This window comes from Actinomycetota bacterium, from assembly GCA_030018275.1.
Taxonomy (GTDB): Bacteria; Actinomycetota; Aquicultoria; order Subteraquimicrobiales; family Subteraquimicrobiaceae; genus Subteraquimicrobium.
In genome coordinates this window covers 21,012-37,602 of sequence record JASEGB010000002.1, presented here as the reverse complement: position 1 = coordinate 37,602, position 16,591 = coordinate 21,012, and the positions used below count along the sequence as shown (strand labels likewise).

Here is a 16,591-nt window from a genome sequence, read left to right as displayed (position 1 = left end):
GCGGAAATATGGATGAAATGGAGATATCCGAGCAAGAATATTCCGCCCGTGTCCCAAAATTGGCCACGGCAGCGGTCATAGTTATGGCCGCCACCCTGCTATCTCGAATTTTTGGTCTGGTGAGAGAGCAGGTTATGGCGGCTTATTTTGGTGCTCACGTTCAGATCGATGCCTACCGAGTGGCTTTCATCTTACCAAATCTTTTCCGAATGCTTCTCGCGGATGCCGCCATTGGTTCTGCTTTTATTCCCGTTTTTACCTCCTATCTCGCTAGGGGAGACAGGAAAGGCGCCTGGGAAGTATGCAGTTCGGTTATCAATCTCATGGTGCTCATACTCTGCCTTTTTCTTGGATTGGGAATGATCTTCGCTCCTCAACTCATTTCAATCCTAGCCCCCGGCTTTACCAACAAGCCACAGACCTTTAAACTTGCTCTGATCATGACCAGGATACTTTTTCCATCGGTTTTGTTCATGGCATTGGCCGGTGTGGTTATGGGAATTCTCAACTCTTATGAACATTTTACGGCCCCCGCTTTATCTCCAGTGTTATGGAATTTCATTATCATTGCCTGCATTGTGTTTTTAGCTCCTAAGATGGGAGTCGTTAGTTTGGCATTGGGCATCGTCGTAGGTAGCCTCTTTCAATTCCTGATGCAAATTCCCTTCACCTCAGGCAGAGGTGCTAGGTATTCTCTGATATTTAATTGGCACCATCCTGGGGTGAGAGAGGTAGGTGCTCTCCTGGTTCCCGTGGTCATCAGTCTCGCCAGCGTTGATATAAATACCATCGTGGATACTCGATTTGCCTCACGGTTGATCACCGGTAGTGTGGCAAGCTTGGGATATGCCATCAGGCTTTGGCAACTTCCCCTGGGACTCTTTGCCATAGCCATCTCCACCGTATTGTTTCCCACCTTTTCTCGCCAGGCGGCTCGAAATGATATCCAAGGACTCAAAAATTCTCTTTCTATTGGAATAAGAACCCTTTGTCTCATCATACTGCCCGCATCGGTGGGTCTGATGACCTTGGGCATACCCATCATTCGACTCCTCTTTGAAAGGGGAAGGTTCACTCCAACGGCTACGCTCCTCACCGCATCGGCTCTATTCTATTACGCGGTGGGGCTTTTCGCCGCCGGAGAATTACACCTCGTTAATCGAGCCTTTTATTCTCTGAAGGATACCTTTACGCCGATGGTTGTAGCTGGACTTTCCATAATCGTGAATTATTTTGGAGATTGGTTTTTCATGATTTATTTACCCATCTTTGCCAAACTCATAGACTTGCCATCTTCTCTTTCCTGGCTTGGATATGCACACGGAGGAATCGCCCTTTCCACCTCTCTGGTTTGCCTGTTTAACCTCGTTGTCTTGATGGAGATTTTAAGGCGAAGACTCGGCGGTATGGGTGGCAAAAAGATAGCCATCTCCTTCGCTAAAATCTCATTTGCCTCCATCATCCTCGGTGTGGTCGCCTTCTATGGTTGGAGAGTCACGGTCCTTTATGTTGGCGTCTCTCTTTTGGGGCAGATACTCTCCCTTGGAGTGGGTATTTTGCTCGGTGTCATCATTTACATAGGGGTGGCTATACTTTTGAAGATCGAAGAATTGCACTTCGCTTACCAACTGATGGTGACTCGGTTGAAGGGAAGACCGTAGGTGGACTCCAGACATATTCGAAATTTCTCGATCATCGCCCATATTAACCACGGCAAATCCACGCTCGCCGATCGCCTCCTCGAGCTCACCCATACCATCCAAGAGCAGGAGATGGTGGAGCAGGTATTGGATAGGATGGATTTGGAGCGGGAGAGAGGAGTGACCATCAAGGCTAAGGCTGTGCGATTGCTTTATACCGCCGAGGATGGTAAAGAATACATTTTGAATCTCATCGATACCCCGGGACATGTCGATTTCACCTATGAAGTTTCGAGGAGTCTCGCCGCCTGCGAGGGAGCGTTGCTCGTGGTGGACGCTGTTCAAGGTGTGGAAGCCCAGACGGTGGCCAACACCCTTTTGGCTCTGGAGAATAATTTGGTGATCATACCCGTGATCAATAAAATAGATCTTCCAAACGCCAATCCACAGCGGGTGAAACGGGAAATTAAGGAGGCTCTGGGCATCGACGTCGGTGATGCTCTCCTTGTAAGCGCCAAAACCGGTCTGGGAGTACCTCAAATTTTGGAAGCAATCGCGAGGAAGATTCCTCCCCCTTCTGGAGATCCAGATGCTCCCTTAAGGGCTCTCATCTTCGATTCACTATTCAATTTTTACAGGGGAGTCATCGTCTTCATTAGAGTGGTAGATGGGATTATCAAGCCCGGTATGAGGGTAAAGATGATGGCAACCTCAAAAATTGGTGAGGTAGAAGAGGTTGGAATTTTTCGACCCGATATGCAACCTACTTCCGAACTTTCGGTGGGCGAGGTGGGATATGTCATCGCGGGGATAAAGGATCCCAAGTATACAAAGGTCGGTGACACCATCACCTGTGTTGATAATCCGGCATGGGAGCCATTAAGTGGGTATAAGGAGGTAAAACCCATGGTGTTTTGCGGTTTATACCCGGTGGAGGGCGATTATGAGAGTCTAAAGGATGCTCTGGAGAAGCTGAGGTTGAGTGATCCCTCCTTTGTTTACCATCCTGAGACCTCTCACGCTTTGGGGTTCGGTTTTAGATCTGGTTTTCTTGGGCTTTTTCACATGGAAATAGTGAAGGAGAGATTGGAAAGGGAGTATGATCTGGAACTTCTGGCAACGACGCCCAGCGTGGCTTATAGGGTGACCAAGAAGAATGGCGAGGTATTGAACTTAAGGAATCCAGCCAATTTTCCTCCCTTGGCGGAGATCGCTAAGATAGAGGAACCTTTCGTATCCGCGGTGATTTTGACTCCCCCTGAGCATCTGGGAGCCATTATGGAACTTTGCCAGGAAAAGCGGGGGGAGTTCAAAAACATGCAATATTTGAGCCAGAGCCGCGTGGAGGTCCATTATCATCTCCCTCTAAGTGAAATTTTGCTCGACTTTTTCGATCAGTTGAAATCGAGGACCAGAGGATATGCTTCCTTTGACTATGAACACGTTGGCTTTCGCGAATCCCCCTTGGTGAAGTTGGATCTCCTCATAGCGGGGCAGCCCGTGGATGCTTTATCCCGCATCATCCATAAGACCAAAGCATATGCTTGTGGCAGGGAGCAGGTGAAGCGTTTGAGGGAGATCATTCCCCGTCAACTCTTTGAAGTTCCCATCCAAGCCGCCATTGGAAATAAGATAATCGCTCGTGAAACCATAAAGGCTCGACGCAAGGACGTCATCGCCAAATGCTACGGTGGAGATGTGACGAGGAAGAGGAAATTGTTGGAGAAGCAAAAGGCAGGTAAGAAGAGGATGAAGCGAGTGGGAAGGGTCGAAGTACCCCCCGAAGCTTTCCTTTCAATCCTCAAACTGAAGAAGTAAGACTTATGAAGTCCCACCCTTGTCTTCTCAATGAGCTTCATTGAACCTCCAATCCATTTCAAGCACTTTTTTATTTGAGGCAACGATTGGATTTGATGTACATTTTAGGTGAGGCAATTCGTGGCGTCGACAGTGCTGAAATTCTTGGGTATAATGCAAATAGCACCTGAGAGGGAAGGGGTAAGATGCTGGATAGCCGCAAAAAGCTCATACTTTACGCTGTGGTTCACAACTACATCCTCACCGCCGAACCGGTAAGTTCACTTAGACTCGTTGAGCAATACCAATTGGGGGTGAGTCCGGCCACGGTGCGGAATGAATTGGCAGAGCTGGAGGAGATGGGATACCTCTGGCAGCCACACACTTCAGCGGGGAGAATCCCCACCGACAGGGGATACCGCTATTATGTGGATAGCTTAATGGGAAGCGAGGGTTTAAGTCCGGTTGAGAAAAGATCGATTCATCTTTTCTACACACAATTGAACAAAGAGATGGAAGATTTAATGCGGGAGACATCTCAACTCTTATCCCAACTCACCAATTACGTAGCGGTGGTATTCGGTCCCGCCCTGAGGAAAAGTTCATTAAAGCATCTGGATTTAATATCTCTTTGTCCTCACAGCGTATTAATGGTTTTAATCACCGATACCGGTTGTGTAGCAAAGCGGGTATTGGAGATGGATCGCTCCATAAACCAGAGGAAACTTTCAAGGGTGGAAAGGGTCCTTAATAGAAAACTCGCCGACCTGAATTTATATGAAATCTCTCAAAAGAGAAGGGAATTTGCAGACCTTCTTCCACAGCAGAGTGGTTTGGTACAGGGAATAATCGATAAAATCCTTGACTCTTTGATGCAGGAAGAAAGGGAAAGGATATATTTGGGAGGAACTGCCAATATTCTCCGTCAACCTGAGTTTGAAAGCTTGGAGAGAATTCAGAATTTATTGAAGACTTTAGAACAGGGTTATATATTACTTCAACTTCTCGGTGAAGCTCTGGAAGCCTGCCCGCCATCGCTAAGCTCCCTAGCTGCCTCGCCTCACTCGGCTGCCGGGCAAGCAGGCAGAGGCAGGTGGGTAAGTAAAGTCATAGTGAGGATAGGATCGGAAAACGAAGCCGTGGAGATGCAAGATTATAGTTTGGTGGCGACGGGTTACCATGCTGGTGGTCAAACCCTTGGCACGCTGGGAATTTTGGGCCCAACTCGAATGAATTATCCCAGGGCAATTTCCGCTGTAGAGTGTATTGCTCAGAATTTAAGCCGCATTTTAGAATCTTTGCACGCTTAAATGTTCAATGATGTTCAATGGTCCACCTGCGCGTGACTATCTAAAGAGGGGGTGGACTTTTTATTGGAAGGAAATGACCGAGCCTAGATTTTTTGTTCCCCCCAAAAACATTCAAGGTTTGGAAATCTGTATCGTTGGCGATGATGTGAACCACATCAGAAACGTATTGAGGCTTAAGCCCGGAGAGAATGTCATCGTCTGTGATGGGAGAGGATCCGTTTATGAAACTCAAATTATCAGGATAGGGAAGCAGGAGGTAATAACCCGAATTTTAAAACATCAGGTTCAAGAGAGCCTCCCTCCGCATGTTGCTCTTTTTCAAGGACTTCCCAAGGGACCCAAGATGGATTTCATCGTCCAAAAGGCCACTGAACTTGGGGTTTTTAAAATTGTCCCCGTGGTCATGGAGCGCACGGTTGTAAAGCTCAATGCCATCAAGGATGGAAATCGGGTACAGCGCTGGCGAAGGATCGCCTTAGAAGCTGCAAAGCAGTGTCAAAGAGCTACTCTTCCCGAGGTATCAGAGCCGATATCCTTGGTTCAATCCCTTGAATTGCTGCCAAATTTCGACTCGATCTTGATCTTCTGGGAAGAGGAGAAAAAGGCATCGGTACGAGAGGTTTTAAATGATCGTTTGTCCGCCGGTAGGCGCGGCATGCCCGAGAAGGTTGCCATGGTCATTGGTCCCGAGGGTGGGTTAACTGAAGAAGAGGTGTTGGCGATTAGGGATATTGGTGGTCAAACAGTGACGTTGGGGAATTTAATCCTGCGTACGGAGACGGCAAGCATAGTGGGGTTAGCCATCGTCCTTTATGAATTGGGCAAATTAGCATAAACTGTCGATAGCCCGGTGAAAAATTTAAAATGCAAAGATCAAAAAATGTATTATTAACAAGATGGGTTAACACCATGGTCGGGGTGAAGTGCCTCGAATGTATAAATGTAAACCTAACTCGTTAATAGTCCAATTTTGTTCAAGGTGATTGAGTTGATTGGAAGTATACGAGGCGATATCCAATTTTTGAAGGGAGAGAAACCATCCTTTGGGAAAATTTTACAGCTTTTGTTCTGTAGAGCTGGTGTCCAAGCCCTCATTTTGTACCGATTCTATCATTTACTTTACAAGAAGCGGATTCCCTTACTCCCCGATTTACTGAGCAGATTAAATCTTTTCTTAAACGGTGCTGACATCGACCCCGCGGCGGAGATCGGACCCGGCTGTCGAATTTACCACACCTCTGGGGTGGTCATAGGTAGAGGGGTGAAGATTGGAAAGGATGTCTGGATATCGCAGGGAGTCACGCTGGGTGGGAGCGGAAAGGGTGTTGTCATGCCCGGCATTCCAGATGGATGGCCAAAGATAGGTGGTGGCGTTCGATTATTTAGTGGAGCTCAAATTCTGGGACCCATCACAGTGGGTGAAAATTCCATCATTGGAGCGAACTCCATAGTTTTGGAATCGGTTCCACCAAATGCCGTGGTAGTTGGGATTCCGGGCAGGATTGTGCGAATCGGCGGGGAACGAACCGCCGCCGAAGGTAAGCAAGGTATTGAAGGAGAACTTAAGCTTCTTCGGAAGGAAAATGAAGAACTGAAAAGAAAACTTGAGGAGCTGGAGAAGCGTTTACGCAGCTGTGAGAGGGTTAAAAAGCAAAAGCGCGGGAAGCCGTGGAATTGAACCCATTCGAAGTTTGTAGCTGGGTCACAATTTTCATTGCAAAGTGCTCAAAGGGCCGCCCTTGAGCTTCGGGTTCGCTTTGGGCTGCTCTTACTGTTGCAGTGCGAAATCGACATCCGCTTCCCTAAGTCAATTTGCCGCAGCTGCTCGAATTGCGCTCACGACGCCGTCGCTCACACTTGCTCTGCAAGCGGCCCTGAGCAGAAGTTTGTGGTTTTATGACTCACTTATGAAGTTGCTATAATCGAAGTGGAGAAGGGGATGAAGGTGCCCAAGGTAGCTTTTTATACGCTGGGTTGTAAGGTAAATCAGTATGAGACCGAGACGATGATTAAAGAATTCTTAAGCCGAGGATTTGAACTCGTGGATTTCTCGGAAGAGGCAGATGTTTATGTCATCAATACCTGCACCGTTACCAGTACCAGCGATCGCAAGTGTCGCAAGAAGATAAGACAAGCTGTGAGGAGAAATCCATCGGGCTTTGTTGTGGTCACCGGTTGCTATGTTGACAGAAACCCAATCGAGATTTGGGAAATTCCCGGTGTCGACCTCGCGGTGCCAAATAGGGAGAAAACTCGGTTGGCTCAGTTAATCGTCGAGAAGCTCTCCATCTCAGGCGTTGAAAGTGGTGAACCTCAACGGTTACACACTCGGGCTTTGGTGAAAATTCAAGACGGATGCAATCAATTTTGTTCGTACTGTATTGTTCCTTACGTTAGGGGTACCATTTCCAGTAGGCAAGAGGAGGAAATCCTCAACGAAGTTGAAGGGCTGATTCAAAGCGGTGTCAAAGAAGTAGTGGTCACGGGAATTCGTTTGGGCAAGTATGGTGTGGATTTACCGACTGAGACCAACCTCGTTAAACTCTTAGCTGCTCTGGCCCGGATGCCCCTGGCTAGAATTCGACTTAGCTCTTTAGAGGTTAAGGAGATTACACCAGAGCTAATTGCACTCATGGCATCTTCTCCAAAATTCTGCAGACATCTCCATATTCCCCTTCAAAGCGGAGATAACGAGATATTAAGGTCCATGAATAGGGATTACAAGCGTGAGGAGTATCTTCAGATCATTCGAGAGATAAGGGAGAACATCCCAGAGATCGCCATCACCACCGATGTGATGGTTGGATTTCCCGGGGAAGGGGAGGAGCAATTCCATCGAACCAGGGATTTAATGATGGAAGTGAGGTTCAGAAAGACTCATGTGTTCAAGTTCTCTCCCCGTGAGGAAACGGTTGCCGCTTCTCTTCCCAATCAGATTCCACCGGAGGTGAAAGAGAAGAGATCGGCAGAATTGCTCGATTTAAATAGAGTTCTAGCTGCCGAATTCGTCAAAGAATTTGTGGGGAGAGATTTGGAGGTACTGGTGGAGCGGATCCACAATGGAGTTTTAACCGGGCTCACCGACAATTACATTCGAGTATATTTTGAAGGACCAGCAGAGCTTAAAGGAAAGTTAATGACAGTCCATACTTTACAAGCAGAAAATGGATGCTTATATGGCAAACTTCTATATCAAAGGGTGGGGTCAAAGTACAGAATTTGAAATTTCTGAATTTAAAATGCAAAAATCAAAAATCAAAATTACAGATCAAAATCCAAAATCATTTTAAGTCCCGGGTCTCCAGCCCAAAGTCGAAAGATTATGAGCACTCGGACGTCGGATTTTCTAGATAGGGACCCGTCTGGCAAGCGTTCAATTTTGAATTTTACTTTGTTATTTTGCATTTTGAGTTTTAAATTTTGAATTAAATATATGAAAGGGGTTGATATTATGGCTGAGTGCATATTTTGCAAGATTGTTCGGGGTGAGATTCCCAGCCAAATCGTTTTTGAGGGCGAGAGGGTTATCGCCTTTCGGGATATCAATCCCCAAGCTCCCGTTCATATATTGTTGGTTCCCAAAAAGCATATTAATCCCATGGAGCGAGTAAACAGGGAAGATGCCCGGATAGTTACGGATATTTTCCTTACCGCTAAGGAGGTTGCTTCAAAGGAGGGAATCGCCGATAAGGGTTTCAGATTAATTTCCAATGTCGGGGCTGAAGCTGGTCAGGAAATAGAACATCTGCATTTTCATCTTCTTGGTGGGAAGAAGCTACCCGGACTCCTAGGCTAACTACAGTTTGTAGTCGGTAGTGGGGAGTCGGGAGTGTGATGTAAAGATTTTCTCGCTCCCAACTACCGACTAAGCAACTACCGACTAATAAACTACCGACTAAACAAGGGGGTGTATTAACTTGAAGTTGAAGGAAAGGATCGAAGCGGATACGAAAGAAGCTCTAAAAAATCGGGATCATGATAGACTATCGGCACTCAGGATGCTTCTTTCGGAGATTCACAATGCCGAAATAGAGAAGAGGGGAGAGTTAGCGGAGGAGGAAGTAATAGAGATCATCGCGAGGGAAATGAAGAAGTGGGAAGAAGCTGCTGAAGAGTACGAAAGAGTGGGACAGCAAAGTCATGCTAAAAAAGAGAGATTTGAGGCGGATGTCTTAAGAGCGTATCTGCCTCCTCCGCTGTCTGAGGAGGAAATCAAGGCGCTCATAAAGGAGACGATTTCAGAGGTGGAGGCGAAGGGTCCCAGGGATATGGGGAAGGTGATGCGCGCTATAATACCCAAGATAGTGGGCAGAGCCGATAAGAAAAAAGTTAGTGAGATGACACGGGAGATGTTGGAGGCGTGATATAATAGGTAGATATTAAGAGAGGTTTTCAGCGTTGAAGAAATCGAAGGAAGTCAAGATATCCGTCCCCAGTGATCAATCCATGGTTGATCTTTTGGGGCATCGTGATGAATTGCTCAAAATTATAGAGGAGCAGTTTAGAAGAAGCAATATTCTCGTCAGGGGAAATGAGATAACGATCACGGGTGATCGGGAGGAAATTCGAATTGTCGCCAATCTTTTCCGAGAGCTCCTGAACGTTCTGGCTCAGGGACAGTGTCTTACCCCACAAAGCGTAAGTCATGCCGTCGAGCTCCTTCGCAGTGAGGAGGAGATTCCTCCTTCCGAGGTCTTTTCAGACACCATTCTTGTTCATCGAGGCAAAGCCATCGGACCAAAGACCATTGGACAGAAAAAATACGTTGATTCCATGCGGAATAGCACGATTACCTTTGTGATTGGACCGGCCGGTACAGGTAAGACCTATCTGGCAATGGCCATGGCGGTTCAGGCACTAAAGAGTAAAGCCATTGGGCGAATTATCCTCACCCGTCCAGCCGTTGAGGCCGGAGAGAAACTGGGATTTTTACCTGGCGACCTATATGAGAAGATCGACCCATACTTGAGACCTTTATACGATGCTCTCTACGATATGATGGACGCAGAAGAAATCCGAAGACTCATGGATCAACGCACCATCGAAGTTGCCCCCCTGGCGTTCATGAGGGGGAGAACTCTAAACGATTCATTCATCCTCCTTGACGAGGCTCAAAATACCACTCCCGAGCAGATAAAGATGTTCCTGACGAGGTTGGGCTTTGGCTCGAAGATAGTGGTAACTGGAGATGTAACACAGATTGATCTTCCCCACGGTCAACAATCGGGGCTCATAATTGTGGAGAAAATTCTCTTGAAGATAGAGGGTATCAGCTTTATTCATCTCACCGCGCGTGATGTGGTGCGCCATAAGATTGTCCAAAGGATCGTAGAGGCTTATAAAAATTTTGAGGAGAGCAAAAAAGCCCCTTCAGTTTTGGGGGATATTCATGATAGGCGTTAATAAATTTAAAAAGGCTATCAAAGATCTTTCAGAGATTCCCATTTTTAAATATGTTGTGTTGGCATTACTCTTCTTCGTGGCTTTGACCACCATTCTCTCCGTGAGTTTTTTCCCTCAAGGAATCGGCCGCATCAAAATCGGAAAGCCTAGTCCCTCAACCATTAAAGCACCTCGAACCATCGAATTTGAGGATGCAGCAAGGACGGAGACTCTGCGCAGGAAGGCCTATGAAGGTGTAAAGAAGGTTTACAAGTACGATGCATCAGCATTGCCACGCGTTGAGGGAAATATCCGGGATTTCTTCAATTCTGTGCGTGGGGCGAAATCGGATCAGACTTTAACACCCAAAGCCCGACTCGATTTGCTTCGTAACAAATTCGGACCGATAATTTCCGGGGATATCTTGAAGACCTGTCTTAATCTCACAGATGAAGAGTTAAACCGACTGGAGTCTAAGACAGTTGAAATCGTGACTGGGTTAATGCATGGCCACGTCAAGAAGGAGGATTTAGCGACCAGGAAGGGAGAGTTGCATGCAATTGCCAGCGAACTCCGCTTCGGGAGAGACAAAGATAAGGTCATAGCCGAAGTGGGTTCGGTTTTCTTGGAGGCTAACTATCTTTTTAACTCCAAGGAAACTCAGAAATTGCGGAGACAAGCGGCGGCTATGGTTAAACCCTATATCGTAAAGAAGATGAAGGGAGAAATAGTCGTAAGGGAGGGCGAAATCGTCTCCGAGCAACAATTTAAAATTTTAAGGAAATTAGGGCTACTCACGGGCGCCGGAGCAAAAAAGATATCGGGTCTTGCTCTACTCGTTTTAAGTGTGCTTGGGGCCTTTGGCATCTATCTTTACAAGTATCAAAGGAAGATCTTCGACAGCACTCGGTTGATCTTTCTTTTGGGAATATTATTGACCATGGCGGTTTTGATGGCAAAGATTGTAATCCCCTTCTTTTCACCATATCTCATTCCCATCGCCGGAATTGCCATGCTCACCACCATTTTGTTTAATCCTCAAGCTGCCCTAGTTATGCTTTTATTGAGTGGATTGCTCACCGGGGTAATGACGGAGAGTCTGCAATATGTAATAGTGGCTGTGTTAAGTGGACTTTTTGCAATATATATGGTCTCTCGCATCTCTCACCGCGGTGATCTTACACGGGCCGCTCTTTTAGTCAGCTTGAGTTTATTTTATCTGTGCTTCGCTGTGAGCTTTATAGCTGGTCTAACTTTGCGGGAGACTCTATTCAGTTGTAGTATGGGACTGGTCAGCGGATTCCTTTCCGGGGTGTTGACCATAGGGACGTTGCCTTTCCTGGAATCCGCCTTCCATATCACCACCGATATTCGCCTTCTCGAGCTCTCCAATCCAAATAACCCTCTTTTGCGGGAGTTGATGATGAAGGCACCGGGAACATATAATCACAGTGTGGTAACGGGAAATCTTGCAGCAGCAGCTGCTGAGGGCGTGGGTGTGAATCCTTTACTCGCTCGGGTGGGCGCATACTACCATGATATCGGCAAAATGAAGCGTCCTTTCTTCTTCACGGAGAATCAGCTTGGGGGAGAGAATCCTCACGATAGGACAAATCCAAACTTAAGTTGCTTGATAATAACCGCTCACGTCAAAGAAGGGGTAGAGCTAGCTAAGAAACGTAGATTACCAAAGGAGATCATCGATATCATCCGTGAACATCATGGGACGAGTTTAGTCAGTTATTTTTTCCATCGGGCTAAAGAGAAGGTGGAGAAGGAACAAGTTTGCGAGGCGGATTTTCGATACTCCGGAGTAAAACCGCAGACTCCAGAGGCTGCCTTTGTTATGCTCGCGGATTCCGTAGAAGCCGCTGCTAGAACCATTTCCAAGCCCTCCCCCGCTCGTCTTGAGCAACTAATAAGAAAGATCACCCGCAATAAACTTGAGGATGGTCAGCTTGATGAAAGCCATCTTACCTTGAGTGATTTGGAAAAGGTTACGCAAGCCTTTGTCAATGAGTTGACGAGTATTTATCACACTCGTATATCCTATGGATATCCTCCTGAAAAGGGTCTTGGGAAGTCGGGAGATTCTCATGGAAATCCTCGTAAGTAACCAGTCCGAGGTCCCTGTTAATTTGGGTTTACTCCGGGACTTAGCTCGTTATACGTTGCTTTGTGAGGGTGTTGAACCACCCGTGGAATTGAGTGTAGCTTTGGTGGATCAAACGGCAATCCGTAATTTGAATTTGAAGTATAGAGGTATCGATGAACCGACGGATGTCCTTTCCTTTCCCTTGTTAGAGGAGACCCCCAAAACTTCCTTTCCAAAATTTTTGGGCGATGTTGTAATTTGTCCTCAAATCGCAGAACATCAGGCAAAAAAATATGGCCAATCCATCGTCGAGGAATTGTGTTTGTTGCTGGTTCACGGCATATTGCACCTGCTCCGCTACGATCATGAGGAACGCAAGAAAGCCAAGCTTATGAGGGATCGAGAGAGGGAAATTTTATCTCGCTTTTTTAAGAGGCGACGGATCCGAAAATGAAGACGAAGAATCGCTCTCTTTTAAAGAGCTTTAACTATGCCATCGATGGCATAATCTATGTCCTTAAGAGCCAAAGGAATATGAGAATTCATTTCTTCGTGGCTGCGATTGTGCTCGGGGCAAGTCTCGTTTTAAACGTAAGTCGCCTTGAATTTATGGCTTTGCTCTTCGCCATCTCCTTGGTGTTCATAACCGAGCTTATTAACACCGCCATTGAATTTGCCATCGATGTCGTGACCACAACCTTCGATCCTCTGGCAAAGATCGCCAAGGATGTAGCGGCTGCTGCTGTGCTTGTTGCCAGCTTAAACGCTGTTTTTCTCGGCTATCTGATATTTTTCAAAAGGCTAAATCCTTATACCTTGAGGATATTGCAGGCTGTAAGACATTCACCCATTCACATAACTTGCATTGGAATTTTGCTTGTAATCTTACTTTCAATTGCGGTGAAAGCCTGGATTGGGGAGAAGAGCTTTCTTCGAGGGGGAATGATCAGCGGGCATAGTGCTCTTGCCGGTTGTCTCTTTACAGCCATCGCTTTTATTAGCAACAATGTTCTCATAGCCACTCTAGGTTTCCTCCTGGCACTACTGGTATTCCATAGTAGGATGGAATATGGTATTCATTCTTATATCGAGGTTTTGACCGGTGCTGCCCTAGGTATCCTGGTCACGGCTCTAATTTTCCAACTTTTTCATCTATAGTGATATGCCTTGCCAAGTGAATGCAAAAATCAAAGTGCAAAAATCAAAATTACAGATCAAAATGTAAATTGGACTATTAACGAGTCAGGTTTACATCTTAGACATTCGAGGCACTTCACCCGACCATAGTGTTAACCCAAATTTAGTTTTCAAATTTATTCTTTATTGGATATATAGTCAGTTAAATTAGTCGGCTGAGTGCTCTCAAATCTTGAGAATTTGAGACTGGCTGGCTGGAGCATTAATAAAGCTTTTTGCCAAACTAGTTTAAACATTTTGAATTTTGAATTTGAAATGATGCATATTGTGGGAATGATACATATTGTGGGAAGGGTATAAGATGCTGTACGATAGTACTAGGAGGAGTCAACTTGGAAAGTAGCATATTATCGCTGATTGGTTTCCTGACCTTACTTGTGCTTTCTGCCTTTTCGTCTGCCGCTGAGACCGCTCTTACCTCGGTGAATCGCATCAAAGTTAAACACATGGTCGAGGAAAAAGTTTCTGGAGCGGCTATCTTAGAGGCTCTTTTGGAACACCCAGCCAGATTTTTGGCCACGATTCTTTTGTTGAATAACCTTGTGAACATTGGTGCCGCTTCACTAGCCGCGGTCACGGCGGCAAATCTTGGTCTAAGCTATCCCGCCGTAATTTCCACCGGGGTAGTTACCTTCTTGGTTCTTGTTTATGGAGAAATTACCCCTAAGACCTTCTCTGCACAGAATGCGGAGCGAATTGCATTGTTGGTTGCCAGACCCATTTCCCTCCTGTGCATAGTTCTCTTTCCCATAGCTCGATTGTTTATTTTCATTGCCAACATGTTCATAAGACTTTTTGGCGGGAAGACCATGAAGGAAGGTCCATTCATTACTGAGGAGGAATTAAAGACGATGGTCTCCGTGGGGGAGAAAGAGGGCGTAATTGAGGAACAAGAGAAGGAGATGATTCATAGCGTCTTTGAGTTTGGGGACACGGTTGTAAGAGAAGTAATGGTTCCCAGGATGGATATGGTATGCGTGGATAGTAATGCTTCCTCGGAAGAGGTTCTCGCTCTCTTTGCTAAGGAGAAACATTCCAGAATTCCCGTCTATGAAGACACCGTGGACAATATCATAGGGATCATATATTCCAAGGATCTTTTGACCCAGGTGGCGAAGGGGAATGCAAAAATTCCTTTGAAAAAACTCGTTCGACCGGTTCATTATATCCCCGAAACAAAAAAGGTGAGCGAACTTTTAAGGGAACTCCAGCGCAAGAGACAACATATGGCCATAGTGGTCGATGAGTACGGGGGTACCGCTGGGCTTGTTACCATAGAAGATCTTCTTGAAGAAATAGTGGGAGAGATTTACGACGAATATGATTTGGAAAAGGTCATGATCGAGCGAATCGACGATAACAATATAAGAGTCGATGCCAGGGTCAACTTGGATGAGGTAAATGAGATTTTGGGCACAAATCTCCCCGATTTTGAATGTGATACGATCGGTGGTTTTGTTTATAATTTAGTGGGCAAGATTCCATCTGAGAGAGAGAAGGTCGATTTCGAGGGACTCACCTTCACTGTAGAAAAGGTGGTTGGGAGAAGAATTTCCAAGATTTTAATAACCAAAAATCCCGATAAACTCGAAAACCAGTCAAAATAATCCAAAATGCAGCGTGCCCTAGACATAAATAGAGTGATCTCGAATTATTAAGCGTGAATTATGTCTAGGCTATAAAATGCATCTTAAATTTGTATTGATTGAGGTGACATTGAAAGAAGAAGAGTTAATCGAGATAGCAAAGCAAGCCCGTCTTAAAGCCTATGCTCCTTACTCTAGTTTTAGAGTTGGAGTGGCTCTTTTGGCTTCTGATGGTCGAATTTTCACTGGATGTAACATTGAGAATGCCTCATGTGGTTTATCCATTTGTGCTGAGAGGGTTGCCCTATTAAAGGCTGTTTCTGAAGGATGCAGTGATTTTACCAAACTCGTGGTTGTGACGGATACCAAGGAACCATGTTCTCCATGTGGTGCTTGTAGGCAGGTTCTCTTTGAATTCAATCCAGATATATCCATTCTTATGGTGAATCTTGAGGGGAAGCGGCTCGTAATGACCGCTAGGGAGCTACTTCCCAAACCTTTTGTACTAGGATAAGATTAACGATACCAGTCTCCTCCACATAATATTATTTATAGGCTAGACATAAATCGCTACGGCAGAAGCTCTTTTTTGCCAAAACATTATCCTTAAGCAAAGGAATGTTTTAAATCTTAAGCACAAAGCACCAAATTCTAAACAATATCAAATAGACCAAAACTTCGTTGTGAACTCAGTTGAACAATCCAAAGTTTCAAAACAAAATGAAACAAGATTTAGGATTTTGAATTTAGGATTTTTAAAGCCTTACTTTTTGAAATTATGTCTATGGCATAATTAACTCATTTTTGGTCGATTCCACCAATGATTGCTAGGGGGCGCGGATGACCATCACTAAAGGAGAGCTGGCCAAAAGCATCGACTATACCCTCTTACGACCAGATGCAATCCCGGAGGATATAAGGAGATTATGCAGGGAAGCGAGGGCATATAATTTTGCAACGGTATTTGTCAATCCCTTTTACGTCAATTTGGCCGCTGAACTTCTTAAGAATTCCCCAGTAAAGGTAGGCACTGTGGTGGGTTTCCCCCTGGGGGCGAGCGCCCCAATCACCAAGCGTTTTGAGGCTGAGAATGTGATTGAACGGGGGGCTCGAGAGATCGATATGGTGATGAACATCGGAGCCCTAAAAGCTGGAGATTTGGAAATCGTCCACCGTGATATCCATACCGTTGTGGATGTAGTACGACAAAAGGAAATCGAGGAAAGTGCGGGTACGATTTTAGTCAAGGTGATCATAGAAACTTGTTATCTCACCAATATGGAGAAGCGCATTGCTTGCAGAGTCGTCGAGGAGGCGGGAGCGGATTTTGTTAAAACCTCAACGGGGTTTGGTCCGGGAGGTGCTACCATTGAGGATGTAATGCTCTTGCGGGAGTCAGTAAGTCCTGAAATAGGCATTAAAGCCTCCGGGGGCATAAGAACATACGAACAGGTCATGATGATGCTAGATGCTGGTGCGTCCCGCATTGGAACAAGTGCTGGAGTCCAGATTATGGAAGAATTCCTCCAAAAGCTAGGAGTCAAGGGTCAAAAGTCGCGATAATTGGGAAGGGTTGGCTGTGAA

15 protein-coding genes are annotated in these 16,591 nt (G+C 45.8%); all 15 read left to right on the top strand.

Going from position 1 to position 16,591, the window contains the following annotated elements:
* Positions 1–8 precede the first annotated feature (8 nt).
* The 15 genes from murJ to deoC all read left to right on the top strand — a co-directional run bounded on the left by murJ (position 9) and on the right by deoC (position 16,570).
* Positions 9–1,661, top strand: a complete 1,653-nt coding sequence (murJ, locus tag QMD66_01105; GenBank protein ID MDI6821470.1) for a murein biosynthesis integral membrane protein MurJ — start codon at positions 9–11, stop codon at positions 1,659–1,661.
* Positions 1,662–3,458, top strand: coding sequence for a translation elongation factor 4 (gene lepA / locus QMD66_01100; protein MDI6821469.1), 1,797 nt, complete (start codon positions 1,662–1,664; stop codon positions 3,456–3,458).
* A gap of 185 nt (positions 3,459–3,643) precedes the next feature.
* Positions 3,644–4,747, top strand: coding sequence for a heat-inducible transcriptional repressor HrcA (gene hrcA / locus QMD66_01095; GenBank protein MDI6821468.1), 1,104 nt, complete (start codon positions 3,644–3,646; stop codon positions 4,745–4,747).
* Between the two features lie 73 nt (positions 4,748–4,820).
* Positions 4,821–5,582, top strand: a complete 762-nt coding sequence (locus tag QMD66_01090; protein ID MDI6821467.1) for a 16S rRNA (uracil(1498)-N(3))-methyltransferase — start codon at positions 4,821–4,823, stop codon at positions 5,580–5,582.
* Positions 5,583–5,735: 153 nt separating this feature from the next.
* Positions 5,736–6,425, top strand: coding sequence for a serine O-acetyltransferase (locus tag QMD66_01085; GenBank protein MDI6821466.1), 690 nt, complete (start codon positions 5,736–5,738; stop codon positions 6,423–6,425).
* A 261-nt stretch (positions 6,426–6,686) separates the two neighbouring features.
* On the top strand, positions 6,687–7,970 hold the full coding sequence (mtaB, locus tag QMD66_01080; GenBank protein MDI6821465.1) for a tRNA (N(6)-L-threonylcarbamoyladenosine(37)-C(2))-methylthiotransferase MtaB: 1,284 nt from the start codon (positions 6,687–6,689) through the stop codon (positions 7,968–7,970).
* A 228-nt stretch (positions 7,971–8,198) separates the two neighbouring features.
* Positions 8,199–8,543 carry a histidine triad nucleotide-binding protein gene (locus QMD66_01075; GenBank protein MDI6821464.1) on the top strand — a complete coding sequence of 115 codons (345 nt, stop codon included), beginning with the start codon at positions 8,199–8,201 and terminating at the stop codon, positions 8,541–8,543.
* A 121-nt stretch (positions 8,544–8,664) separates the two neighbouring features.
* Positions 8,665–9,111, top strand: coding sequence for a GatB/YqeY domain-containing protein (locus QMD66_01070; GenBank protein MDI6821463.1), 447 nt, complete (start codon positions 8,665–8,667; stop codon positions 9,109–9,111).
* An 82-nt stretch (positions 9,112–9,193) separates the two neighbouring features.
* A complete protein-coding gene (locus QMD66_01065) occupies positions 9,194–10,150 on the top strand; it encodes a PhoH family protein (protein ID MDI6821462.1) in 957 nt (318 codons plus the stop codon).
* Positions 10,137–12,245 carry an HDIG domain-containing protein gene (locus QMD66_01060; protein ID MDI6821461.1) on the top strand — a complete coding sequence of 703 codons (2,109 nt, stop codon included), beginning with the start codon at positions 10,137–10,139 and terminating at the stop codon, positions 12,243–12,245. The genes QMD66_01065 and QMD66_01060 overlap by 14 nt, the downstream gene beginning before the upstream one ends.
* Positions 12,226–12,678 carry an rRNA maturation RNase YbeY gene (gene ybeY, locus QMD66_01055; GenBank protein ID MDI6821460.1) on the top strand — a complete coding sequence of 151 codons (453 nt, stop codon included), beginning with the start codon at positions 12,226–12,228 and terminating at the stop codon, positions 12,676–12,678. The genes QMD66_01060 and ybeY overlap by 20 nt, the downstream gene beginning before the upstream one ends.
* Complete coding sequence (locus tag QMD66_01050; protein ID MDI6821459.1) at positions 12,675–13,382, top strand: diacylglycerol kinase; 708 nt, start codon at positions 12,675–12,677, stop codon at positions 13,380–13,382. Before ybeY ends, QMD66_01050 begins: the two co-directional genes overlap by 4 nt.
* Positions 13,383–13,753: 371 nt before the next feature.
* Positions 13,754–15,028, top strand: a complete 1,275-nt coding sequence (locus QMD66_01045; GenBank protein ID MDI6821458.1) for a hemolysin family protein — start codon at positions 13,754–13,756, stop codon at positions 15,026–15,028.
* A gap of 109 nt (positions 15,029–15,137) precedes the next feature.
* Positions 15,138–15,521, top strand: coding sequence for a cytidine deaminase (cdd, locus tag QMD66_01040; GenBank protein ID MDI6821457.1), 384 nt, complete (start codon positions 15,138–15,140; stop codon positions 15,519–15,521).
* Positions 15,522–15,847: 326 nt separating this feature from the next.
* Complete coding sequence (deoC, locus tag QMD66_01035; protein MDI6821456.1) at positions 15,848–16,570, top strand: deoxyribose-phosphate aldolase; 723 nt, start codon at positions 15,848–15,850, stop codon at positions 16,568–16,570.
* Positions 16,571–16,591: the final 21 nt, after the last annotated feature.

Bases quoted from the DNA above. Each gene is read 5' to 3' on its own strand.
- deoC (MDI6821456.1), top strand. From the start codon at position 15,848: ATGACCATCACTAAAGGAGAGCTGGCCAAAAGCATCGACTATACCCTC.
- mtaB (MDI6821465.1), top strand. From the start codon at position 6,687: ATGAAGGTGCCCAAGGTAGCTTTTTATACGCTGGGTTGTAAGGTAAAT.
- murJ (MDI6821470.1), top strand. From the start codon at position 9: ATGGATGAAATGGAGATATCCGAGCAAGAATATTCCGCCCGTGTCCCA.
- QMD66_01060 (MDI6821461.1), top strand. From the start codon at position 10,137: ATGATAGGCGTTAATAAATTTAAAAAGGCTATCAAAGATCTTTCAGAG.
- ybeY (MDI6821460.1), top strand. From the start codon at position 12,226: ATGGAAATCCTCGTAAGTAACCAGTCCGAGGTCCCTGTTAATTTGGGT.
- QMD66_01065 (MDI6821462.1), top strand. From the start codon at position 9,194: ATGGTTGATCTTTTGGGGCATCGTGATGAATTGCTCAAAATTATAGAG.
- QMD66_01090 (MDI6821467.1), top strand. From the start codon at position 4,821: ATGACCGAGCCTAGATTTTTTGTTCCCCCCAAAAACATTCAAGGTTTG.
- hrcA (MDI6821468.1), top strand. From the start codon at position 3,644: ATGCTGGATAGCCGCAAAAAGCTCATACTTTACGCTGTGGTTCACAAC.
- QMD66_01075 (MDI6821464.1), top strand. From the start codon at position 8,199: ATGGCTGAGTGCATATTTTGCAAGATTGTTCGGGGTGAGATTCCCAGC.
- QMD66_01050 (MDI6821459.1), top strand. From the start codon at position 12,675: ATGAAGACGAAGAATCGCTCTCTTTTAAAGAGCTTTAACTATGCCATC.